Consider the following 23,549-nt stretch of genomic DNA (forward strand, 5'->3'; position numbering starts at 1 on the left):
CCCCCTTACACCATTGCCGGGCGCGTGACGCTACCGTCATGCACCACATAGAGATCGTCCGCGGCGGCAATCACCTGCGGATCGTGGGAGGAGAAGACCACTGTCACGGCGTATTCACGCTGTAGATGGCGCAGCAGCTGTAAAATGGCGGCACCGGTTTTGCTGTCGAGGTTGGCAGTAGGTTCGTCGGCGACAATCAGCGCGGGACGGTGGATCAGCGCCCGGGCAATGGCAACGCGCTGGCGCTGCCCCCCGGAGAGCTGATTCGGCAGCGAGTCGGCCTTATGCGCCAGACCGACATTGTCGAGCATCTCATCGATGCACTGCTGGCGATATGCCGGGTTTTTATGCTGAATCAGCAGCGGAACTTCAATGTTCTCGCGCACGGTCAGCACCGGGATAAGGTTGAAGTTCTGGAAGATAAAACCGAGGTGGCGGGCGCGAAAGTCGCTGCACTGGTCATCATCCAGCTCCGCCATCGGCTGGCCGGCAATTGCCAGATAACCACTGTCGGGCCGATCGATGCCGCCGATTAAATTAAGCAGGGTTGTTTTGCCACTGCCCGATTGCCCGGACAGGACGGTAAAGCGGTTTGCTGCAATGTTGAGCGTGACGTCTTTAAGGGCATCTACCCACACCTGGCCCAGTAAATATTTCTTACTGATGCCCTCCATTTCTACGGCCCACATGGTTCTCTTTTCCTTAGAGTAAATTCCTCTCAGGAGCGGATTTTAAAGCATGGCGATGAGCAATGGATGGGGAGGATTGGTACTGGTGTACTGGAAAGGTTTGTTTTCAGATTTTTATTCAGCGGCGTTCGGGCATAAAAAAGCCGACTCGCGGTCGGCTTTTCAGGCGTTACATTAGAAGTTGTAGCCAACCACCAGGTAGCCACCCCAGCCGGTAGAACGGACGGTAGTAGTGCCAAGCATCGCATCATCTTTGAACTGACCGCCGTTATGCCAGTAACGGGCAACGACGGAGTAGTGCCAGTGATCGTAGCTCAGCGCCAGAATGTGGCTTGAGGCGATCGAGTCGCTGGTACGTTGCTGCTCACCATTGTCGAAGTAACGGCGATCGCCAAGCTTGGAGCCCCAGTCAAAGTTGGTGAAGCCGATATAGCTCAGCTGGCCGCCCCACAGTGGCGTGATCGGCACAAAGTATTTCACTTTGAAACGGTAGCCGTCCCACTCGTTTGCGTTCTCTGCGCCATAGTTCTGCCACTGGTATTTCGCATAGACGTTCAGGGAGAGGCTCATCGGCAGGCCGGTGTCGATATCGGTGCCCAGACCCATGTACCAGGTGCTCTGGCGACCGGACGCGTTACGGCCCATGTCGTAGATGTAGTTGTTGGCGAAGTACCACTCTTTGAACGGGCCGAAGCTCAGATCGGTGTTGGTCAGCTTATCAATGGAGAAGCGCGGTTCGATCTCCATAAACAGCGGCGAGCCGTGGTTCCAGATCCCCTTCGCGCCGGAGTTGCCGCCGAAGAAGACCGGCGCATCCAGGTAGCCGTAGAAGTCGAACCAATCTTTCTTGGCGAAGGCTTCATATTCCAGATAGGTATCGTTACGCGGAACCGGCCCGAAGCGGGTGTGGTAGCTGCCCACTACGTTCACGCTCTGATGCCACCAGTCGGAGACAAATTCAGGTTTGCTGGTTTCCGCTGCGCTGGCAGAGAAAGAAGCGGTAAGCGCCAGTGCGGCACCGGCTGCGAGGAGAGTTTTTTTCATCATTACGCCACTGATTAAGATCCCAGACGGGAGTGAAAGTAAGCACGCATTAAATTGCTAAATGTTTCATATTTCTGCGCGCCTATTATAAGTATCCACGCTCACAAAAATATGTGTTGTTTCACATTATTGACATATACGTAATCGATTGCGTTCACGTTTGCGTCGTTTAAACGGCGGCGATTGTACTGACATTTATTGATAATGCCAATTGATGAATATCAACGTTGCAGAGTGGCTAAAAAAACGGAGCCGCGAAAGGGCGGGCGAGAGGCTCGCCCGCAGAAGAGGGGTTACTGCGCGTTAACCGGCTGGATATCGTGAACGCGCACAAAGCCGAGTTGCTCAGGCGTGATGCCATTAAGCTGCAGCGGAATGTCGACATCGCTCGGTGCCAGCGTGCTGGCCGGGGCGTTGATCAACTGATTCTGTACATTTACTTCCTGATAGTTCTCGGTGGTGCCTTGAAGCTGACCATACTCAATGGTGCCGCTAAAGGCGGGCAGCGGATCGTTGGACTGGCCCTGAATATGCAGCACAACGCGCGTTCCGGCGGCGTTTGGCGCCATATCTTTCAGCGACATACGCAGTGTGCCGATCTGGCTCTTCAGCAGCGCAGGCGTATTGGCGCCGGGCAACAGATAGGCGCCGCTGCCTGATTTGGCGTTAAGGCTGTTTTGCTGTGTGATTTTGACCGTCTCCTGGTTCAGCTTGCTCATCTCTTTATTGAGCGTGCTGACGCTTTGGTGGAGCTGGCGGACTTCGCTTTGCGGAGCGCAGGCGCTGAGGGTAAAAAGGCTTCCCAGCAACAGTGTTCTTAGGTAACGTCTTGTCATTGCGTCTGTTTCCTTGAAGGGGAGGATCGCTGTAATGGTAGATCGCAACCGCGGCCTTGCCATCGATCCATTGTCTCAAAAAGGGTCTGCCTTTGTTGTCATGCCACTTCAGGTTAAAATAGATTTCAGTTAACTCTCACGTCAGGACCCCGTATGCATTGCCCATTCTGTTTCGCCGTGGACACCAAAGTCATCGATTCTCGCCTGGTGGGAGAAGGTTCATCCGTTCGCCGCCGTCGGCAGTGTCTGGTTTGCAATGAGCGTTTCACCACCTTTGAAGTGGCAGAGCTTGTGATGCCGCGCGTAGTAAAAAGCAATGATGTGCGTGAACCCTTTAATGAAGACAAGCTGCGCAGCGGCATGTTGAAAGCGCTGGAGAAGCGTCCGGTAAGCGCCGATGACGTAGAAATGGCGTTAAACCATATTAAATCGCAACTTCGCGCAACCGGCGAACGCGAAGTGCCGAGTAAGATGATCGGCAATCTGGTGATGGAGCAGCTGAAAAAGCTCGATAAAGTGGCCTATGTGCGCTTTGCCTCCGTCTACCGCAGTTTCGAGGATATCCGCGAATTTGGCGAAGAGATCGCCCGTCTACAGGATTGATCATGCAGGATGAAATCTACATGGCGCGCGCGCTGAAACTGGCGCAGCGCGGCCGCTTTACCACCCATCCGAATCCGCGCGTCGGCTGCGTGATTGTTAACGATGGCGAGATTGTCGGTGAAGGGTTTCACTACCGCGCCGGCGAGCCGCACGCGGAAGTGCATGCCCTGCGCATGGCGGGCGATCGCGCGCGCGGCGGTACCGCATATGTGACGCTGGAACCCTGCAGCCACCACGGGCGCACGCCGCCCTGCTGCGATGCGCTGATTGCCGCCGGGGTAGCGCGGGTCGTTGCCGCCATGCAGGATCCCAATCCGCAGGTTGCCGGGCGTGGACTTTATCGTCTGCAGCAGGCCGGGATTGCGGTGAGCCACGGCCTGATGATGAGCGAGGCCGAAGCGCTGAATAAAGGCTTTCTCAAACGTATGCGCACCGGTTTTCCCTATCTTCAGCTTAAGCTCGGCGCGTCGCTCGATGGGCGCACGGCAATGGCGAGCGGCGAAAGCCAGTGGATCACCTCTGCGCAGGCGCGACGCGACGTGCAGCAGCTGCGCGCGCAGAGCCATGCCATTCTCAGCAGCAGCGCCACGGTGCTGGCAGACGATCCGTCGCTGACCGTGCGCTGGAACGAATTAAACAGCGATACCCTGGCGTGCTATCCCGAAGCGGATCTGCGCCAGCCGCTGCGCATCATTATTGATAGCCAGAACCGCGTGACGCCGCAGCATAACGTCGTCAGCCAGCCGGGGGAGACCTGGTTTGCGCGCACCAAAGCCGATACGCGCGCGTGGCCTGAGAGCGTGCGCGAAATCATCGTGCCGGAACATAACGGCCATGCCGATCTGGTGATGCTGATGATGATGCTCGGTAAACAGCAGATTAACAGCGTCTGGGTCGAGGCGGGCGCAGAGCTTGCTGGCGCGCTGCTGAACGCGGGTCTGGTTGATGAGCTGGTGGTCTATCTTGCGCCTAAACTGTTAGGCAGCGATGCGCGCGGGCTCTGCCAGTTACCAGGATTAACGGCGCTTGCCGATGCGCCGCGCTTTAATTTCAGTGAGATACGGCAGGTTGGCCCTGATGTTTGCCTGCACCTCACCAACGCGTGAAGCCTGCTGTAAAAGGGAAGCAGCGCGTTAAATAGTATGCTAAAATCCGCCCCCCTGCGGGGTCCGAACTGAACCTGTGAAGGAAGTGTATGAACATTATTGAAGCCAACGTTGCTGCTCCGGACGCTCGCGTCGCCATCACCATTGCGCGTTTCAACAACTTTATCAATGACAGTCTGCTGGAAGGCGCGATCGATGCCCTGAAACGTATTGGTCAGGTGCAGGACGATAACATCACCGTCGTGTGGGTTCCGGGCGCTTACGAGCTGCCGCTGGCCGCAGGCGAGCTGGCGAAAACCGGCAAATATGATGCCGTGATTGCGCTCGGCACCGTGATTCGCGGCGGTACTGCGCACTTTGAGTATGTGGCAGGCGGCGCAAGCAACGGCCTGGCGCATGTCGCGCAGGAGAGCGCCATTCCGGTCGCATTCGGCGTGCTCACCACAGAAAGTATTGAACAGGCCATCGAACGCGCTGGCACCAAAGCCGGTAATAAAGGTGCGGAAGCCGCACTGACCGCGCTTGAAATGATTAATGTATTGAAAGCCATCAAGGCTTGAATTTTGTAAGGGGAATTACGTGAAACCTGCTGCTCGTCGCCGCGCCCGTGAGTGTGCCGTTCAGGCGCTTTACTCCTGGCAGTTGTCCCAGAACGACATCACTGATGTTGAATACCAGTTCCTGGCGGAACAGGACGTGAAAGATGTTGACGTCGTGTACTTCCGTGAACTGTTGAACGGGGTGGCGACTAATAGCGCATATCTCGATGGCCTGATGAAGCCATACCTCTCCCGTCTGCTCGAAGAGCTGGGTCAGGTTGAGAAAGCGGTATTGCGTATCGCGCTGTTCGAACTCTCAAAACGTGATGATGTGCCCTATAAAGTGGCGATCAACGAAGCTATCGAACTGGCTAAAACCTTTGGCGCTGAAGACAGCCATAAGTTTGTGAACGGCGTGCTGGATAAAGCCGCACCTGCGATCCGTCCCCACAAGAAGTGATCCGCAAGCCGGTGACGGGCGACGCTTTCAGCGCGCCGGTCCCGGCTTTTTCTTTTTTCTACAGAGGAATAACGTATGGCATGCGGTGAATTCTCCCTGATTGCCCGTTATTTTGACCGCGTACGAACTTCACGTCGCGACGTCGAAACCGGTATCGGTGACGATTGTGCGCTGCTCAATGTCCCCGAAAAACAGACCCTGGCGATCAGCGTCGACACGCTGGTGGCGGGTAACCATTTTCTCCCCGATATCGATCCTGCCGATCTGGCCTGGAAAGCAATGGCCTCTAATCTTAGCGATTTGGCGGCGATGGGTGCCGATCCTGCCTGGTTGACGCTGGCGTTAACGCTCCCGGAAGCGGACGAAGCGTGGTTGCAGGCTTTCAGCGACAGTCTGTTTGAGCAAATCAGCTATTACGATATGCAGCTTATCGGCGGTGATACCACCCGCGGGCCGCTGTCGATGACCATTGGTATTCATGGTTACGTGCCGGCAGGCCGCGCGATGAAGCGCTCCGGCGCGAAGCCGGGCGACTGGATCTATGTCACTGGTACGCCGGGCGACAGCGCTGCCGGGCTGGCGATTTTGCAAAACCGTTTAACCGTCAGCGACAGCGATGATGCGGCTTATCTTATGAAGCGCCATCTGCGCCCGACGGCGCGCGTGCTGCAGGGCCAGGCGCTGCGTAACCTCGCAAGCTCGGCCATCGATCTCTCTGACGGTCTTATCTCCGATCTCGGGCATATCCTGAAAGCGAGCGGGTTTGGCGCGCGGATCGATCTTGATGCGATGCCGTTATCGGATGCCATGCGTCGGCACGTCGAGCCGGATCAGGCGCTGCGCTGGGCGTTGTCCGGCGGAGAGGATTATGAACTCTGCTTTACCGTACCTGAGCTGAATCGCGGCGCACTGGATGTGGCGATTGGGCAGTTGGGCGCACCGTTTACCTGCATCGGGCAGATGGGCGCGGACGGGGAGGGGCTCTACTTCACTCGCGAGGGAAAAGCCGTCACCCTCGACTGGAAAGGATATGACCATTTTGCAGCGCACTAAAGATAAAGATATCGCTAAAAGCCGTCTCACTATGCGTAACCCCTGGCACCTGATGGCGACCGGGTTTGGCAGCGGTTTGATCCCGTTTATGCCCGGCACCATGGGCTCGATTGCGGCGATCCCTTTTTGGTGGCTGATGACCTTCCTGCCCTGGCAGCTCTATTCGCTGCTGGTGATGCTGGGCATCTCGCTGGGTGTTTATCTCTGCCATCAGACGGCAAAAGATATGGGCGTGCACGATCACGGCAGTATCGTCTGGGATGAGTTTATCGGGATGTGGATCACCCTGATGGCGCTGCCCACTAATGACTGGCAGTGGGTCGCCGTTGGGTTTGTGCTGTTTCGCATTTTTGATATCTGGAAACCGTGGCCGATCCGCTGGTTCGATCGCAACGTGCATGGCGGCATGGGGATTATGGTCGACGATATCGTCGCCGGGATTGTCGCCGCCGGGTTGCTCTATGTGATTGGTCATCATTGGCCTATTGGGCTGATTTAGCACTATCAGGCTGCGGCGAAATGCCTGATGGCGCTGCGCTTATCAGGCCTACGGTTTCGGGCTGGCATGTGAATGCGGTGGAAATTGCCTGATGGCGCTGCGCTTATCAGGCCTACGGTTTCGGATTTGCATGTGGATGCGGTGGAAATTGCCTGATGGCGCTCCGCTTATCAGGCCTACGGTTTCGGGCTTGCATGTGAATGCGGTGAAACGCCTGATGGCGCTGCGCTTATCAGGCCTACGACACCGAATTAACATTTGGGCGTAGGCCGGATAAGGCGCAAGCCGCCATCCGGCAACTTATCCGCGCGTTACTTAAATCCCACCACCGGGTGCTGTTTATAGGGCATCTCCAGCTCGGCAATCTGCTCCGGCTTCAGCGTTAACGCTACCGCGCCTAACAACTCTTCCAACTGATCCCCACGGGACGCGCCAATAATCGGTGCGGCAACGCCTGGCTTACTCAACAACCATGCCAGCGCCACCTGCGCACGCGACGCACCCAGCTCCTCTGCTACGCTCGCCAGACGTTCGGCGATCTGCGCATCGTTGGCATCCGTTTCGCTATACAGCGTTTTGCCAAACTCATCGGAGACCAGACGGGCGGTGGTTTCTCCCCACGGGCGAGTCAAACGTCCGCGCGCCAGCGGGCTCCACGGAATAATCGCCACGCCCTCTTTGTAGCAGAGCGGCAGCATCTCGCGCTCTTCTTCACGATAGATAAGGTTGTAGTGATTCTGCATGGTGACAAAGCGCGCCCAGCCGTGCTGCTCCTGCAAGGCAAGCGCCTGCGCAAACTGGCTGGCGTGCATGGAAGAGGCACCGATATAGCGCGCTTTGCCCGCTTTCACCACATCGTTCAGCGCTTCCAGCGTCTCTTCAATCGGTGTGTTGTAGTCCCAGCGGTGGATTTGCAGCAGATCGACATACTCCATGCCGAGGCGTTGCAGGCTGTCATCAATAGAGCGCAGGATCTGCGCGCGGGAGAGGCCCTCCGCCAGATCGCCGACCTGATGGTAAACCTTAGTAGCAACAACCACCTCGTCGCGGCGGGCGAAATCGCGCAGTGCACGGCCAACGATCTCTTCACTGCTGCCGTCGGAGTAGCTGTTGGCGGTATCAAAGAAGTTAATCCCGCCTTCCAGCGCGCGTTGAATAATCGGGCGGCTGCTCTCTTCCGGCAGCGTCCAGGCATGTTTACCCCGGTCCGGCTCGCCAAAGGTCATACAGCCAAGGCAAAGGCGGGAGACCTTGAGGTCTGTTTTCCCTAATGTGTTGTATTGCATGGTTCCACTCCTGCTGGTCACGAATTAGGCTTAAGCATAGCAGGAGCGGAAAAGGGCGGAATCAGGCGAGCCAGTTTTTGATGCGCGATTCGATACCGGCCGCGTCGAGGCCAATCTCCGCGCGCGCTTCATCCTGCGTACCCTGCGGAATAAAGAAGTCCGGCAGGCCGAGGTTGAGCACCGGCACCGGCTTGCGCTTCGCCATCAGCACTTCGTTAACGCCGCTGCCGGCACCGCCCGCAATGGCGTTCTCTTCCAGCGTTACCAGCACCTCATGCTGCGAAGCCGCCTGCAGGATCAGCGCTTCATCGAGCGGTTTGGCAAAACGCATATCGATAAGCGTCGCGTTGAGCGCCTCGGCGGCTTTTGCCGCTTCCGGCAGCAAAGTACCGAAGTTGAGGATCGCCACCTTCTCGCCTTTGCGTTTCACCACGCCTTTACCGATAGGCAGTTTCGCCAGCGGCTCCAGCGTCACGCCGACCGCGTTCCCGCGCGGGTAGCGCACGGCGCTAGGGCCGTCCGTGTAGTGGTAGCCGGTAAAGAGCATCTGGCGGCACTCGTTCTCATCGCTTGGCGTCATCACCACCATCTCCGGGATGCAGCGCAGGTAGGAGATATCAAACGCCCCCTGGTGGGTCTGGCCGTCCGCACCAACAATCCCGGCGCGATCGATAGCAAACAGCACCGGCAGCTTCTGGATCGCCACGTCGTGGATCACCTGATCGTAGGCGCGCTGCAGGAAGGTGGAGTAGATTGCCACCACCGGTTTGTAGCCGCCGATTGCCAGCCCGGCGGCAAAAGTGACCGCGTGCTGCTCGGCAATGGCGACATCAAAATATTGCCCCGGGTATTTGCGCGAGAACTCAACCATGCCGGAGCCTTCACGCATCGCCGGGGTAACGGCCATTAACTTGTTATCTTTAGCGGCGGTTTCACACAGCCAGTCGCCGAAGATTTTCGAATAGCTCGGCATACCGCCGCTGCTTTTCGGCAGGGTGCCGCTGGTCGGATCGAACTTCGGCACCGCGTGGAAAGTGATGGGATCTTTCTCGGCCGGCTCATAGCCGCGCCCTTTTTTGGTCATGATATGCAGGAACTGCGGGCCTTTCAGATCGCGCATATTACGCAGCGTCTGCACCAGGCCCAGCACATCGTGACCGTCCACCGGGCCGATATAGTTAAAGCCCAGCTCTTCAAACAGTGTGCCCGGCACGACCATGCCTTTGATATGTTCTTCAGTGCGTTTCAGCAGCTCTTTGATCGGCGGCACGCCGGAGAGCACTTTTTTCCCGCCTTCGCGCAGGGTGGAGTAGAGCTTGCCGGAGAGCAGCTTCGCCAGATGATTATTCAGCGCGCCAACATTCTCGGAGATCGACATCTCGTTGTCGTTGAGAACCACCAGCATATCCGGGCGAATATCCCCGGCGTGGTTCATCGCTTCAAACGCCATACCCGCGGTGATGGCGCCATCGCCAATCACGCAGACGGTACGACGCTGCTTATTCTCTTTCGCTGCCGCCACGGCCACGCCGATCCCGGCGCTGATGGAGGTGGAGGAGTGACCGACGCTCAGCACGTCATATTCACTCTCGCCGCGCCATGGGAAGGGGTGCAGGCCGTTTTTCTGCCGGATGGTGCCGATTTTGTCGCGGCGTCCGGTGAGGATTTTGTGCGGATAGGCCTGGTGGCCGACGTCCCAGATTAACTGATCGAAGGGCGTGTTATAGACGTAATGCAGCGCCACGGTCAGTTCAACCGTGCCAAGCCCGGAGGCGAAGTGTCCACTGGAGCGGCTTACGCTGTCGAGGAGGTAGCGACGCAGCTCGTCGCACAGTTTCGGCAAACTCTCTTTCGGCAGCAGGCGCAACTCTTGCGTGGTATCAACCAGCGCCAGCGTCGGGTATTTGGCTGTATCAAAACTCATCAGAGACTCGGACTCATCGTGTTATATCGTTATTTATCACGCTGGATTATGTAATTCGCCAGTGCTTCCAGTGCCGTCGTATCCAGCGATTGCGCCGACAGCAGGCTCAGCGCCTGGCGGGCATCGTCAATCAGATCGCGGGCTTTCGTGCGGGCTTGCTCAAGGCCCAGTAGTGCGGGGTAGGTGCTTTTACCCAGTTGCTGGTCAGCACCCTGGCGTTTGCCAAGGGTCGCAGTATCGCCGACCACATCGAGGATGTCATCCTGAACCTGAAACGCCAGGCCGACACACTGCGCGTAGCGTTCGAGCAGCGGCAGCGCGTCGCGACCGCGTTGCCCGGCGCTCAGCGCGCCCATTTTTACCGCCGCGCAGATAAGCGCCCCGGTTTTATGACGGTGGATCTGCTCCAGCCCTTCCAGAGAAACCTGCTCATTCTCTGCCGCCAGATCCAGCGCCTGCCCGCCGCACATCCCGGCAACGCCGCTGGCGTTTGCGAGGGTGGCGACCATCGCCAGGCGATCTTCTGCGGCGACATCCGTCATCGGCGCTTCCGTCAGGATCGAGAAGGCCAGCGTCTGCAAGGCATCGCCCGCGAGAATGGCATTGGCTTCGCCAAATTTAATATGGCAGGTGGGCAGACCGCGACGCAGATCGTCGTCGTCCATCGCCGGCAGATCGTCATGCATTAATGAGTAAGCATGAATGCACTCCACCGCCGCGGCGGGCGCGTCCAGCGTTTGCTGGCTGACGCCGAACATGCGGCCGGTGGCATAAACCAAAAAGGGGCGCAGGCGCTTACCGCCTAAGAGTGCGCCATACTGCATCGCCTCAACCAGCGGAGTGTTCTGAAAGGGCAGGGGATCGATGAAACGGCGCAGCGCGTCGTTGGCCTGTTCAACGCAGGCCTGCAGTTGTTGATTGAAATCCATCTATTCAGCATCCGGAGCGAAAGGGGTTAACGGCGCCTCTTCGGTATCGGAGAGCAGGATCTGTACGCGCTGCTCCGCCTGCTGAAGCTTAACCTGTCCCTGGCGGGCCAGCTGGACGCCGCGCTCGAATTCGTTCAGGGCATCTTCAAGCGGAAGTTCGCCGCTTTCAAGACGAGTGACAATCTGTTCCAGTTCGCTCAGTGCGGTTTCGAAACTGGCGGGTGCGTCGTTTTTCTTTGGCATAGTGAATGTCTGACTCTTCTATTATTCCGACTACGTTATGGTAGCGAAGTCGGGGCACATAGCAAATAACGCTCAGTGGTAATGCGTTGCACATGATCTTCGCGATGGTGGTATACTTCCGCGCCTGGATGCAGCCGCGGGTAAGGGCTGCTGTAAATTTTCCTCTACAGGCCTTTGCAGGCTTGCCAACGAACCATTGCCGCCATGAAGTTTATCATTAAATTGTTCCCGGAAATCACCATCAAAAGCCAATCTGTGCGTTTGCGCTTTATTAAAATTCTGACCGGGAACATTCGTAACGTTCTGAAGCACTACGATGAGGCGCTCGCCGTTGTGCGCCACTGGGACCATATTGAAGTGCGCGCCAAAGACGAGAACCAACGTCTGGCCATCCGCGATGCGCTGACCCGCGTGCCGGGCATTCACCATGTGCTGGAAGTAGAGGATGTTCCTTTTACCTCTCTGCATGACATTTTTGAGAAAGCGCTGGCGCAGTATCGCGATGCGATTGAAGGCAAAACTTTCTGCGTGCGGGTAAAACGCCGCGGGCAACATGAGTTTAGCTCGATCGAAGCAGAACGCTACATCGGCGGCGGCCTTAATCAACACGTTGCGTCGGCAAAGGTTAAATTGACCCACCCGGATGTGACCGTGCATCTGGAGATTGAAGACGATCGCCTGCTGCTGGTGAAGGGCCGTTATGAAGGTATTGGCGGCTTCCCGATCGGCACGCAGGAAGATGTGCTGTCGCTCATCTCCGGCGGGTTCGACTCCGGCGTCTCCAGCTATATGCTGATGCGTCGCGGCTGCCGCGTACACTACTGCTTCTTTAACCTCGGCGGCGCGGCGCATGAAATCGGCGTACGTCAGGTGGCGCACTATTTGTGGAACCGCTTCGGCAGTTCTCATCGCGTGCGCTTTGTGGCGATCAACTTTGAGCCGGTGGTTGGCGAGATCCTCGAGAAAGTCGACGACGGCCAGATGGGCGTGGTGCTGAAACGCATGATGGTTCGTGCAGCCTCTCAGGTAGCCGAGCGCTACGGCGTGCAGGCGCTGGTCACCGGCGAAGCGCTGGGCCAGGTCTCCAGCCAGACGCTGACCAACCTGCGTTTGATTGATAACGTCTCCGATACGCTGATCCTGCGTCCGCTTATCTCTCACGATAAAGAGCACATCATCGATCTGGCGCGCAAAATCGGCACCGAAGATTTTGCCCGCACCATGCCGGAGTATTGCGGCGTGATCTCCAAAAAACCGACGGTAAAAGCGGTTAAAGGGAAGATTGAAGCGGAAGAGGCGCACTTCGATTTCTCGATCCTTGAGAAAGTAGTCGCGGAAGCGAGCAATATCGATATTCGTGAAATCGCGCAGCAGACCTCGGAAGAGGTGGTGGAAGTCGAAACGGTAACCGGCTTCGGTGAAAATGACGCGATCCTCGATATCCGTTCCATCGACGAGCAGGATGATAAGCCGCTGCAGCTGGAAGGTGTGGATGTGGTGTCGCTGCCGTTCTACAAGCTGAGTACTAAGTTTAGCGATCTCGATCAGAGCAAAACCTGGCTGTTGTGGTGTGAGCGCGGTGTGATGAGCCGCCTGCAGGCGCTTTATCTGCGTGAGCAGGGCTTTACCAATGTGAAGGTTTATCGCCCGTAGTTTTGCGTTGTGCCATGGATAGCACCGTGGATTGTGCCGGATGGCGGCTTCGCCTTATCCGGCCTACGCGGTGCAGCATGCCATAAATCGTTTGCCGCATAGCATTCAAACAAACCGCACCTACCCGTAGGCCGGATAAGCGCCAGCGCCATCCGGCATTCAGCGCCAAAGCTTACGCTTCGTAGTAGTTATAAATCCCCGCCGCCATCACCAGCTGTGACGCCACGTCGTGGGCTTTTTCGCGCCCGACCAGCAGATCGATAATCTTCAGACCAAAATCAATCGCCGTGCCCGGCCCCTGGCTGGTTAACAGATTGACGCGCGGATCCCATACCACGCGCTTATCCTGCCACTGCGCCTCCGGGATCGTCTCCTTAAGCCCAGGGAAACCGGTCATATTGCCGATCGGGAAGATCTCATGGGGCACCAGCACGGTGCCGGCGGCGGCACAAATCGCCGCAACGATGCGCCCGGAGAGGTGAAACTGGCGCACGGTCTCTACCAGCAGCGGGTTATCGCGCATACACTCCGCGCCCTTCAGCCCGCCTGGCAGCACGATAACGTCGTAATCCCCGTCTGCCACCTCAACCAGCGGCGCGTCGGCCAGCAGCTTTACGCCGCGCGAGCAGGTGATGACCCGCTCGCCGTCGCTGGCCACGCTGGCGGTGGTCACTGCGATCCCGCCGCGCACCAGCAGATCGATAGTGGTGACCGCCTCCATCTCTTCACTACCAGGGGCGAGACATATCAGAGCTGATGCGCTCATATTCACTCTCCTTACGTTTAATCAGGTCGAACAGCCGGGCATTCTCAGGCACCGCGATGCCGTGCGCGCGGGCGCGTCTGAGCAGATAGCCGGTAATGTAATCGCACTCGGTATGGCGCATCGCGCGCACATCCTGCAGCATCGATGAGATATTCTCCGCCGTGCTCTCAATCACCTGGTGAACATAGGCGATGAGTTCGTCGGCGGAGATATGGTGACCTTCGCGCTCGATCACCGCCGCCACTTCGCGGGCGATTTTCTCTATTTCTTCCGGCACATCGCGCAGATCGCCATTCTTGCAGTCGCGCAGCGCCGTCAGCGGGTTGATCACGCAGTTCACCGCCAGCTTGCGCCAGAGCGCGGGGCGAATGGTGTTGTGCCAGGCGACATCCGGCAGCGCCATTTGCAGCGTGTCGGCCAGGTAGCTGAACTCGCCATCCTGCGCGCGCGCCGGGCCAATATGGGTGATGCCGCTGGCGACGTGAATAATCACATTGCCATCGCGGCGCGCAGCATGGGTGGTGGTGCCCATCAGCAGCGGATTGGGCAGGGATTTCAGCTCTTCAACGGTGCCCATGCCGTTATGCAGCAGCAGCACCGGCGTGGCGGGCGAGAGCGAGGCAACCAGCCCTTTTACCGCATCGGAGACCTGCCAGGCTTTAAGCGTGACCAGCAGCAGATCGCTGCGGGCCAGGAAATCGGGGTCGTTAGCCGTCAGGGACTCGTTAAAAATCGTGCCGTCTTCTTCAACCAGGTTCACACTGCAATAAGGTTGCGGGATACGTAACCAGCCCTGTATCTCATGTCCCTGCTTGCACAGTGCCGTTAACCACAGTTGCCCTAAGGCGCCGCATCCCAGTACGGTAATTCTCATTATTCCTCCTCACCTGCAACTGCGCCAGGTGTTACAGCGATAAGTATAGCGCTGTCAGCTAAGCTTCCAGTATTCAAGATTGTGTTAATACACAGTGCGGGTATTATGCATCGCTGAAATTACAGAGGGAGAGAAAAGATGCCATCTTTCGATATTGTTTCCGAAATTGATCTGCGCGAAGTGCAAAACGGCGTTGAGAATGCGACCCGTGAACTGGCCACGCGTTTCGACTTTCGCAACATTGAAGCGACGTTTGAATTAAACGAAACCAACAAAACCATTAAGGTGCTAAGCGAGTCTGACTTCCAGGTCAACCAGCTGCTCGATATCCTGCGCGCCAAGCTGTTAAAGCGCGGCATTGAAGGCACCTCGCTGGAAGTGCCGGAAGAGTTTGTCCATAGCGGTAAAACCTGGTTTGTTGAAGCCAAGCTCAAGCAGGGGATTGACGCCGCAACGGCGAAGAAGATCATCAAGCTGATTAAAGAGAGCAAACTGAAGGTGCAGGCGCAGATTCAGGGTGAAGAGATCCGCGTGACCGGTAAAGCCCGTGACGACCTGCAGGCCGCCATGGCGCTGGTGCGCGGCGGTAACTTAGGCCAGCCGTTCCAGTTTAAGAACTTCCGCGATTAATCGCGTGCCCTCTCCCGTGCGGGGGAGGGCACTTCATCTTTAACCCGCAACCACTTGTTCCACTTCAAAACGGTTGGTCACCTTGCTGTCTATCTTCACATAGACGCTGCGCTCCTCCGGCACTACCATCGCTTCGCTTACCCCGTCCATTGCCAGCAGCCGCTGCTGCAACGCCGCATCCACCGCAACATCCTCCGGGATCGCGATACGCAAACTGCTGACATAAGGTGGCTCCTGCATGGTGCTGGCGACTAATAGCCAGACTACCGCCAGCAGCGCGCCGGCGAGGAAGACCGTCTGGGAGTCGAAAAAGCCATCAACCCAACCGCCGAGCGAGCCGCCAATCGCCACGCCAAGGAACTGGCTGGTGGAGTAGATGCCCATCGCCGTGCCTTTATAGCCCGCGGGCGCTTCTTTACTGATAAGCGACGGCAACAGCGCTTCCATCAGGTTAAAGGCGAGGAAGAAGATCTGCACGCCAATCACAATCTCCCAGAAGTGCGGGCCCGCGCCCCACAGCACAATTTCCGCGATCACCAGCAGAGCGACGCAGAGCAGGAAGACCCGCTTCATTTTGCGCTTCACTTCGGCATAGATAATGAACGGTACAACTGAGACAAACGACACCAGCATGGTGACGAGATAGATTTTCCAGTGCTGCGCCGCAGCAAACCCGGCAGCTTCCAGCTGGCCCGGCAGGGCGACAAAGGTCGACATCAGCAGTATATGCAGGCACATAATGCCGAAGTTAAGTTTAAGCAGCTTCGGGTTCGCCATGACCAGGCTAAAACAGCCTTTCACCATCCCCGATTCACGGTTGCGCACGTGCTGGGTGCTGTTTGGTACCACCCACAGCGTCAGCGCAATGCCAAGCGTGGCAAGACCGGCAATCATCCAGAAGAGTGCATGCAGACCCAGTTTATGGGTGATGATTGGGCCAAGCACCATGGCGATGGCGAAGGTGACGCCAAAACTGACGCCGATAAAAGCCATCGCTTTGGTGCGGTTCTGCTCGCGGGTTAAATCGGAGAGCAGTGCCATGACAGCAGCGGCAATCGCCCCGGAACCTTGCAGCGCACGGCCGAGAATAATGCCCCAGATAGAGTGGGAGAGGGCGGCAATCACGCTGCCGGCGACAAAAATCACCAGCCCGCCGACGATCAGCGGCTTGCGGCCGATGCGATCCGAGAGCAGGCCGAAGGGAATTTGAAAGATGGCCTGAGCGAGGCCGTAAATACCGATTGCCAGACCGATTAATGCTTCGCTGGCGCCCTGCAGCGCCATACCGTACGTGGTCAGAACGGGCAGGACCATAAACATGCCGAGCATGCGCAGGGAGAATACAGTCCCTAAACCCCAGGTGGCGCGCAACTCGCCTGGCGTCATCTTGTAATCGTTCATTACCACCTCATGTTGAAAACCGGACATAGTGTAGTGCGGGGGCAGGGCGGGGTAAACACCAGCTTAATTAACAAATATTACCTGCGTGGATGGGATGGCAGGCATAAAAAAAGGGTGCCGAGGCACCCTTTATATGACGGTCTGGATCACCAGACGTAAGTCAGCAGGCTATGTGAATCCGGCACCATAAAGTCCACGGACATCATCACGCTGAGCGAAGTAATGGCGACAATCGAGAAGACGAACAATTTGCGCGCCCACACTTTGTCATCCGCCACTTTATACCCGCGCAGCGCCATGCCCAGCCACCAGAGGCTCACCGCGGCAGCAACCACCAGGTATTTATAACCTGCATAGCCGCCCAGCGAGAGCATCAGAGTGGCAACAGCAAACGCCACGATATAGAGCGTGATGTGGTTTTTCGCTACGGAGATGCCTTTCACCACCGGCAGAACCGGGATGTTCGCTGCCTGATAATCCTTAAAGCGGAAAATCGCGATGGCATACGAGTGGGGCATCTGCCACAGGCTGAAAATCGCCAGCAGGATCGCCGCGCCGCTGTCAAACTCGTTGGTCACGGCGCAGTAGCCAATCACCGGCGGCGCTGCGCCGGAGAGAGAGCCAATCAGCGTACCGTAGACGGAGTGGCGTTTCATATAGAGGCTATACACCCCGACATAAACCACAAACCCCATCACCCCGAGCCAGCAGGCCAGCGGATTAGCGCCGAACCACAGCAGCATAAAGCCAGCAATACCCAACAAGGCGGCGTACACCAGCGAGACTTTTGGCGAGATCAGCCCTCTGACCAGCACCCTGTTTTTCGTCCGCTCCATCTTTTTATCGATGTCACGGTCGATGTAGTTGTTAAAAACACAACCAGAGGCGACCACCAACGACACGCCGATCAGCGTGTAGAGGAACAGGGGGTAATCAATCTGGCCTTTAGAGGCCAGCAGGAACCCCCCAATCACGGAGATCAAATTGCCAAAAATAATGCCCGGTTTCGTTACTTGCAGGTATTGCTTGAACATACTCGCCGCTCTTAGTGAACCATCATGTTGTAGTTCAGGTTCCACATAATCCAGATGGAGCCCACTACCAGGATAGCGATGATAATCACGGTAAAGACAAAGGCGGTCAGGTTCCAGCGCTCCTCAGAAGAGGTGTTCATGTGCAGGAAGCAGACCAGATGAACCAAAATCTGTACCACTGCGGTGACCAGTACGGTCCCCAGAATTGCGGCGTGTGACGCGGTACCGCTCATCACCATCCAGAACGGAATGACCGTCAGGATGACTGACAGGATAAAACCTGTCATGTAGGTTTTTACGCTACCGTGGGATGCGCCGCTGTGATCGGTTGAATGACTCATTACATCGCCCCCATCAGATAAACAACAGAGAACACACAGATCCATACCACATCAAGGAAGTGCCAGAAGAGGCTCAGGCACATGATGCGGGTACGGTTTGTGCTGGTCAGGCCGCGACGGGAAACCTGGAACATCAGAACCGCCATCCAGATCAGGCCAGAAGTAACGTGCAGACCGTGGGTACCAACCAGCGCAAAGAACGCTGACAGGAAGCCGCTACGATCCGGACCCATACCTTCTGCAATCAGATGATGGAACTCATAGATCTCCATGCCGATAAAGCCCGCACCAAACAGGAAGGTCAGCGCAAGCCAGGAGATAACCTGGCTCTTGTTGCCCTTGTGCATGGCGATCGCCGCCATGCCGTAGGTGATGGAGCTGAACAGCAGCAGGAATGTCTCTACCAGAACGAACGGCAGTTCAAAAATGTCCTTGCCGGTCGGGCCGCCCGCTGTGCCGTTCACCAGAACGGCATAGGTCGCGAACAGACAGCTGAACAGAATGCAGTCGCTCATCAGGTAGATCCAGAAACCGAATACTTTATTCGGCCCTGCATCGTGGTGCCCGTGTTCGTGCGCATGGGCGTGCGCGTTGGTCAAAGTATCAGTTGCCATTTGTCAGCCCTGCTTTGTTGATCTCATCGAAATGCTGTTTTTCCAGTTTCTCGATTTCTGCAACCGGTACGTAGTAGTCCACGTCTTCGTCGAAGCTTTTCACAATCCAGCTGATGATGATGCCTGCGAAGCTGGCAATTGCCATCCACCAGATGTGCCAGATCATGGCAAAACCGAATACCGTTGCGAACGCGGCAATAACAATCCCGGCGCCGCTGTTTTTCGGCATATGAATCTCTTCATAGTGGGCAGGTTGCTTGTACGCCTCGCCTTTCTCTTTCATCTCCCAGAAAGCATCACGTTCGTGAATTTCCGGAACAACGGCAAAGTTATAGAACGGCGGAGGAGAGGAGGTTGCCCACTCCAGCGTACGGCCACCCCACGGGTCACCGGTCAGGTCACGGTTCTGATCGCGGTCACGAACAGAGACATAGATCTGAATCAGCAGACACAGGATACCCAGTGCGATCAGCGCGGCACCACAAGCTGCCACAATCAGCATGCTGTGGAACTGCGGGTCGATATGCTGGCTGAGACGACGGGTCATACCCATGAAGCCCAGTACGTACAGCGGCATAAACGCAACGAAGAAGCCGATAATCCAGAACCAGAATGCGCGTTTACCCCAGGTTTCGTTCAGGGTGTAACCAAACGCTTTCGGCCACCAGTAGGTCATACCTGCGAAGCAACCAAATACCACGCCGCCGATGATGACGTTATGGAAGTGCGCAATCAGGAACAGGCTGTTGTGCAGTACGAAGTCTGCGCCCGGAACCGCCAGCAGCACGCCGGTCATCCCACCTACGGAGAAGGTGACGATAAAGCCGATAGTCCACAGCATAGAGGAGTGGAATACGATACGGCCCTGGTACATGGTGAACAGCCAGTTGAAGATCTTCACCCCGGTAGGGATGGCGATAATCATCGTGGTAATACCGAAGAAGGCGTTTACGTTCGCGCCGGCACCCATAGTAAAGAAGTGGTGCAGCCAAACGATGAACGACAGGATGGTAATACACACGGTCGCCCACACCAGCGAGGTGTAGCCAAACAGGCGTTTACGCGAGAAGGTGGCGGTAATTTCGGAGAAGACCCCGAACACCGGCAGCACCAGAATGTACACTTCCGGGTGACCCCACGCCCAAATCAGGTTGATGTACATCATCATGTTGCCGCCCATATCGTTGGTAAAGAAATGGGTGCCCAGATAACGATCCAGGGTAAGCAACGCGATAGTAACCGTCAGAATTGGGAACGAAGCGATAATCAGCACGTTCGCGCACAGAGAGGCCCAGGTGAAGACCGGCATTTTGAACATGGTCATGCCTGGCGCACGCATGCGCAGGATGGTCACGAAGAAGTTAATACCGGTCAGCGTCGTACCGATACCAGAGAGCTGGAGACTCCAGATCCAGTAATCGACCCCGACACCAGGGCTGTACTCTATTCCCGAGAGCGGCGGATAAGCCAGCCAACCTGTCTGCGCGAATTCACCGACGCCCAGAGAGATGTTAACCAGAATCACGCCCACAACCGTGAACCAGAAGCTCAGGTTGTTAAGGAACGGGAAGGCAACGTCGCGCGCGCCGATCTGCAGCGGAACCACCAGGTTCATCAGACCGATAACAAACGGCATCGCCACGAAGAAGATCATAATCACGCCGTGGGCGGTGAAGATCTGATCGTAGTGGTGAGGCGGCAGGAAGCCCGCTTCGCCCATCGACGAAATCGCTTGTTGACTACGCATCATTACGGCGTCAGCAAAGCCACGCAGCAGCATAACAACCGCTACGAGGACATACATGATGCCAAGACGTTTATGGTCAACCGAGGTCAACCACTCATTCCATAGCCATTTCCACTTACCGAAGTAAGAGATCAGGCCGACTACCGCCAGACCACCGACGGCAATCGCAGCGATCGTAATCATGATAATTGGTTCATGATACGGCACTGCATCCAGTGTAAGTTTTCCGAACATCGTTTTCCTCGGCCCCTTAGTGAGAGGTTTCCGCGTGGCTCATGTCCATGCCTTCCATACCTTCGTGTGACTTGTGCTCACCTTCCGGTTGGGTCATGTCCATGCTCTTGCCGTGGCCCATAAATTTGTTAATAACATCTTTAAACAAATCGGGTTTCACGCTGGAGAAGTATTCAACCTTGTTGTATTCGCTTGGTGCGGCAATTTTCTCGTACGTCGCCATATCAGGCACTGTAGTAGAAGACTGTTTCGCTTTGGCGACCCACTGGTCAAATGCGGCGCGGTCCGGCGTTGCAATGGCTTTAAACTTCATGCCTGAGAAGCCCGGGCCGCTGTAGCTGGCAGAGATGCCATCATACGTACCTGCTTCGTTGGCAATCAGATGCAGTTTGGTCTGCATACCGGCCATCGCGTAGATCTGGCTGCCCAGACGCGGAATAAAGAACGAGTTCATCACGGAGTTGGAAGTCACTTTGAATTCCACCGGAGTGTTCGCCGGGAAGGCGATTTCATTCACGGTAGCGATGCCCTGTTCCGGATAGATAAAGAACCATTTCCAGTCCATGGCAACCACTTCGATAGTAATCGGGCGTTCGTCATGTACCAGTGGTCTGCTCGGCTCGAGCGAGTGGGTGGTTTTCCACGTCAGCACGGCAAGGAACAGGATGATCAGAATCGGCACCGTCCAGACCACAGCTTCCACTTTATTGGAGTGTGACCAGTTCGGGCTATACTTCGCATCTTTATTGCTCGCACGATACTTCCAGGCAAAACCTACGGCCATTAAGATGGCGGGCACCACGACAATCATCATCAGGCCAAAAGCCGTCAGGATGAGTGAACGTTGCTCCATACCAATCTGTCCTTTGGGGTCAAGAAGCGCAGAATCGCAGCCACTGAGTAATACAGTGCCGGCGATTAAGGACATCCATCCCAAACTTTTATTGTATTTCCTGAGTCTCATTTAACGACCTCAATTCCACGGGATCTGGTGGCGCTTAAAGTGTGCGGGCATTTTACGGAAAGGTTACGTTACTGTAAACATGATTGGCTTTGTGTCAGTAAGGTGTTACTGGGTTCTGCCGCATATGTCACACAGAATGCAACAATCTGTAAAACCGGGCGTTCGCACAGCCAGAGAGAGCGATTATAACGAAAACCTGACATTACAATCTGCGTTGAGGGTAAATTGGTATAACCAATCGTTCAAATAAACAAATAATTAACAATTATCCAGCAACTATTAAACATCATTGGAACGAATATGAAACCCAACAATTAATAACCGTGCTGAATCGTTATAGGATAGACCTTATTTTATAAGGCACAAATTAATTAAGATTTTTATTTTTTGCCCGTTCAGGGCGACTGGGCAAAAAACAAAAAATACGCCTGTTTAATGAACGAAATAATAACGGCGCTAAATTTATTTTTCTGCTTTTTTTATTTTTAATAGCTGATTTTAAAAGAGTTATTTCTTTAAAAATAACCCTAAATTGCACTATGTAAAATATATCGCCACCCGCAGAGGCCCGTTTTGCCCTCGCTAGAGCAGGGCGGTTCTGCGCAGCGCCAGCAGATCCAGCCCGCCACCGAACAGGATGCCCACCAATGCCAGCAGCGCGCCGCCCTCCAGCAGGAGGCCATCGACAGACCAGTGCGTCAGCCCCAGCGCATTGCTGGCAAGCACCAGCAGGCCAGCGGCAAGCAGCAGCGCGCCCGCCACAAGGATGCGCAGCGCCAGCCGGTACAGCGCCGTGAACTCGGTGCGCGGCATAAAGGCTTCCGTGCGCTGCGTATACTCCAGCGTGCGTTTACACAGCAGTAGCAGCGCCAGCCCCGGGATCGCCGCAAAGATCGAAAAGAGATAAAAGGTCGGCCAGTCATAGCTGGCAACAAACCAGCCCGCCAGTGGCCCGACATAGACACGGCCAACCGCCGAGAGCGCCGAGAGCAGCGCGAACTGTGTGGCGGAAAAGGCGCTGTTACAGAGCGTCATCAGCAGGGCGACAAACGCTGCCGTCCCCATACCGCCGCAGAGGTTTTCGAAGAAGACCGCCGCGCCCATCGTCACAATGTCTTTATCGGTGATGGAGAGCAGCCAGTAACCTGCGTTAGAGATCGCCTGCAACACCCCGAAAATCAGCAGGGCGCGGAACAGCGTTAAACGCTGCATTAATACACCGCCCCACAGCGCGCCGATAATCGTCGCCACCAGTCCTAAGCTTTTATTCACCATCCCGACATCGCCCGGGTCGAAACCGACGCCACGTATAAGGAAGAGAGTGGTCAGGCTCATGGCAAACGCGTCACCGAGCTTATAAAGGACAATCAGCAGCAGGATCAGCCAGGCGTTGTTGCGCCCGAAGAAATCGCGCAGCGGCGCAACCACCGCTTCTTCAAGAGATCGCGGCGCAGGAATGGTGCCCACCGGCTCCGGCGCACGCAGCGTGGCGATAATGCAGGGGATCATCAGCGCCGCCATCAGCCAGTACATTCCTTGCCAGCCCAGCCAGCGATCCGCCAGCCACAGCGCCAGACCGCCGGAGATCAGCATCGCCAGGCGGTAACCGAGTACGCTTATCGCCGCACCTGCGCCGCGCTCTTCGGCTGAGAGTACATCCGTTTTCCAGGCATCAAAAACGATGTCCTGCGACGCCGAGCAGAAGGCGATAACCACCGCCAGCGCCGCCATCCAGCGCAGATCGCTGGCAGGCTGTAAAAAGCCCATTGCGGCAATAGCGATCAGGAGCGCAACCTGCGTCAGCAGCAGCCAGCCACGGCGGCGTCCTAAGAAGGAGGGGGTATAGCGATCCATCGCCGGTGACCAGAGAAACTTAAAGACGTAGGCCTGGCCGACCAGCGAGAAGAAACCAATGGTTTTGACATCAACGCCTGCGACGGTTATCCACGCCTGTAACGTGCCGCTGGTGAGGGCAAGCGGCAAACCGGAGGCAAAGCCGAGCATCAGCAAGATCGCTGATTTAGGCTGCGTGAAAATGCGTAAGTAGTGACTGGACATGGCAGCTCAGCTGGCCCGGCGG

Annotated in this window: 24 protein-coding genes; 8 read left to right on the plus strand and 16 right to left on the minus strand. The window is 56.3% G+C overall.

Features of this window, described 5'->3' with window-relative positions:
- Positions 1 to 5: 5 nt before the first annotated feature.
- From IAE50_RS18520 to IAE50_RS18530, 3 genes are all read right to left on the minus strand, one after another.
- Complete coding sequence (locus IAE50_RS18520) at positions 6 to 689, minus strand: ABC transporter ATP-binding protein (RefSeq protein ID WP_200580914.1); 684 nt, start codon at positions 687 to 689, stop codon at positions 6 to 8.
- Positions 690 to 863: 174 nt separating this feature from the next.
- A complete protein-coding gene (locus IAE50_RS18525; RefSeq protein WP_200580915.1) occupies positions 864 to 1,733 on the minus strand; it encodes a nucleoside-specific channel-forming protein Tsx in 870 nt (289 codons plus the stop codon).
- Between the two features lie 293 nt (positions 1,734 to 2,026).
- Complete coding sequence (locus IAE50_RS18530; protein ID WP_200580916.1) at positions 2,027 to 2,569, minus strand: DUF3251 domain-containing protein; 543 nt, start codon at positions 2,567 to 2,569, stop codon at positions 2,027 to 2,029.
- A 153-nt stretch (positions 2,570 to 2,722) separates the two neighbouring features.
- Here IAE50_RS18530 and nrdR point away from each other — a divergent pair, with 153 nt between their 5' ends.
- From nrdR to pgpA, 6 genes are all read left to right on the plus strand, one after another.
- Positions 2,723 to 3,172, plus strand: coding sequence for a transcriptional regulator NrdR (gene nrdR, locus IAE50_RS18535; RefSeq protein ID WP_054804396.1), 450 nt, complete (start codon positions 2,723 to 2,725; stop codon positions 3,170 to 3,172).
- Positions 3,173 to 3,174: 2 nt separating this feature from the next.
- Entirely contained in the window at positions 3,175 to 4,278 is a 1,104-nt protein-coding gene (gene ribD / locus IAE50_RS18540; protein ID WP_200580917.1) for a bifunctional diaminohydroxyphosphoribosylaminopyrimidine deaminase/5-amino-6-(5-phosphoribosylamino)uracil reductase RibD, read from the plus strand.
- Positions 4,279 to 4,367: 89 nt separating this feature from the next.
- Positions 4,368 to 4,838, plus strand: coding sequence for a 6,7-dimethyl-8-ribityllumazine synthase (gene ribE, locus IAE50_RS18545; RefSeq protein ID WP_042712118.1), 471 nt, complete (start codon positions 4,368 to 4,370; stop codon positions 4,836 to 4,838).
- 19 nt (positions 4,839 to 4,857) lie between these two features.
- Complete coding sequence (nusB, locus tag IAE50_RS18550) at positions 4,858 to 5,277, plus strand: transcription antitermination factor NusB (RefSeq protein WP_023481929.1); 420 nt, start codon at positions 4,858 to 4,860, stop codon at positions 5,275 to 5,277.
- 75 nt (positions 5,278 to 5,352) lie between these two features.
- Positions 5,353 to 6,330 (plus strand): thiamine-phosphate kinase, encoded by a 978-nt coding sequence (thiL, locus tag IAE50_RS18555; RefSeq protein WP_042712116.1) that lies wholly within the window; start codon positions 5,353 to 5,355, stop codon positions 6,328 to 6,330.
- Positions 6,308 to 6,829: a phosphatidylglycerophosphatase A gene (pgpA, locus tag IAE50_RS18560; protein ID WP_128483515.1), complete on the plus strand. Its 522-nt coding sequence runs from the start codon at positions 6,308 to 6,310 to the stop codon at positions 6,827 to 6,829. Before thiL ends, pgpA begins: the two co-directional genes overlap by 23 nt.
- 311 nt (positions 6,830 to 7,140) lie before the next feature.
- On the opposite strand, the gene IAE50_RS18565 is transcribed toward pgpA, so the two are convergent.
- From IAE50_RS18565 to xseB, 4 genes are all read right to left on the minus strand, one after another.
- On the minus strand, positions 7,141 to 8,115 hold the full coding sequence (locus IAE50_RS18565) for an aldo/keto reductase (protein WP_200135552.1): 975 nt from the start codon (positions 8,113 to 8,115) through the stop codon (positions 7,141 to 7,143).
- Between the two features lie 61 nt (positions 8,116 to 8,176).
- Positions 8,177 to 10,039 (minus strand): 1-deoxy-D-xylulose-5-phosphate synthase, encoded by a 1,863-nt coding sequence (dxs, locus tag IAE50_RS18570; protein ID WP_076769475.1) that lies wholly within the window; start codon positions 10,037 to 10,039, stop codon positions 8,177 to 8,179.
- Between the two features lie 29 nt (positions 10,040 to 10,068).
- Positions 10,069 to 10,968: a (2E,6E)-farnesyl diphosphate synthase gene (gene ispA / locus IAE50_RS18575; protein ID WP_200135553.1), complete on the minus strand. Its 900-nt coding sequence runs from the start codon at positions 10,966 to 10,968 to the stop codon at positions 10,069 to 10,071.
- Entirely contained in the window at positions 10,969 to 11,211 is a 243-nt protein-coding gene (gene xseB, locus IAE50_RS18580; protein ID WP_054804400.1) for an exodeoxyribonuclease VII small subunit, read from the minus strand.
- Positions 11,212 to 11,415: 204 nt separating this feature from the next.
- On the opposite strand from xseB, the gene thiI reads away from it, so the two are divergent.
- On the plus strand, positions 11,416 to 12,864 hold the full coding sequence (thiI, locus tag IAE50_RS18585; protein WP_200580918.1) for a tRNA uracil 4-sulfurtransferase ThiI: 1,449 nt from the start codon (positions 11,416 to 11,418) through the stop codon (positions 12,862 to 12,864).
- A gap of 172 nt (positions 12,865 to 13,036) precedes the next feature.
- Here thiI and yajL read toward each other — a convergent pair whose 3' ends face one another.
- A complete protein-coding gene (gene yajL, locus IAE50_RS18590) occupies positions 13,037 to 13,630 on the minus strand; it encodes a protein deglycase YajL (protein WP_200580919.1) in 594 nt (197 codons plus the stop codon).
- The gene (panE, locus tag IAE50_RS18595; protein ID WP_200580920.1) at positions 13,593 to 14,504 is read right to left on the minus strand and encodes a 2-dehydropantoate 2-reductase; all 912 of its coding nucleotides are present in this window, start codon (positions 14,502 to 14,504) and stop codon (positions 13,593 to 13,595) included. The genes yajL and panE overlap by 38 nt, the downstream gene beginning before the upstream one ends.
- A 138-nt stretch (positions 14,505 to 14,642) precedes the next feature.
- Here panE and IAE50_RS18600 point away from each other — a divergent pair, with 138 nt between their 5' ends.
- A complete protein-coding gene (locus tag IAE50_RS18600) occupies positions 14,643 to 15,134 on the plus strand; it encodes a YajQ family cyclic di-GMP-binding protein (protein ID WP_023481915.1) in 492 nt (163 codons plus the stop codon).
- Positions 15,135 to 15,173: 39 nt separating this feature from the next.
- On the opposite strand, the gene IAE50_RS18605 is transcribed toward IAE50_RS18600, so the two are convergent.
- From IAE50_RS18605 to ampG, 7 genes are all read right to left on the minus strand, one after another.
- On the minus strand, positions 15,174 to 16,535 hold the full coding sequence (locus tag IAE50_RS18605; RefSeq protein WP_128483510.1) for an MFS transporter: 1,362 nt from the start codon (positions 16,533 to 16,535) through the stop codon (positions 15,174 to 15,176).
- A 146-nt stretch (positions 16,536 to 16,681) separates the two neighbouring features.
- Positions 16,682 to 17,569, minus strand: a complete 888-nt coding sequence (cyoE, locus tag IAE50_RS18610) for a heme o synthase (protein ID WP_200135557.1) — start codon at positions 17,567 to 17,569, stop codon at positions 16,682 to 16,684.
- A gap of 11 nt (positions 17,570 to 17,580) precedes the next feature.
- On the minus strand, positions 17,581 to 17,910 hold the full coding sequence (locus IAE50_RS18615) for a cytochrome o ubiquinol oxidase subunit IV (protein WP_023481940.1): 330 nt from the start codon (positions 17,908 to 17,910) through the stop codon (positions 17,581 to 17,583).
- Positions 17,910 to 18,524 carry a cytochrome o ubiquinol oxidase subunit III gene (locus IAE50_RS18620; protein WP_023481905.1) on the minus strand — a complete coding sequence of 205 codons (615 nt, stop codon included), beginning with the start codon at positions 18,522 to 18,524 and terminating at the stop codon, positions 17,910 to 17,912. The genes IAE50_RS18615 and IAE50_RS18620 overlap by 1 nt, the downstream gene beginning before the upstream one ends.
- Complete coding sequence (gene cyoB, locus IAE50_RS18625; RefSeq protein WP_200135558.1) at positions 18,514 to 20,505, minus strand: cytochrome o ubiquinol oxidase subunit I; 1,992 nt, start codon at positions 20,503 to 20,505, stop codon at positions 18,514 to 18,516. Before cyoB ends, IAE50_RS18620 begins: the two co-directional genes overlap by 11 nt.
- Before the next feature lie 16 nt (positions 20,506 to 20,521).
- Complete coding sequence (cyoA, locus tag IAE50_RS18630) at positions 20,522 to 21,469, minus strand: cytochrome o ubiquinol oxidase subunit II (RefSeq protein ID WP_094419521.1); 948 nt, start codon at positions 21,467 to 21,469, stop codon at positions 20,522 to 20,524.
- A gap of 582 nt (positions 21,470 to 22,051) precedes the next feature.
- Positions 22,052 to 23,527 carry a muropeptide MFS transporter AmpG gene (ampG, locus tag IAE50_RS18635; RefSeq protein ID WP_200580921.1) on the minus strand — a complete coding sequence of 492 codons (1,476 nt, stop codon included), beginning with the start codon at positions 23,525 to 23,527 and terminating at the stop codon, positions 22,052 to 22,054.
- Positions 23,528 to 23,549: the final 22 nt, after the last annotated feature.

This window comes from Kosakonia sp. S42 (assembly GCF_016624785.1).
Classification (GTDB): Bacteria; Pseudomonadota; Gammaproteobacteria; order Enterobacterales; family Enterobacteriaceae; genus Kosakonia; species Kosakonia cowanii.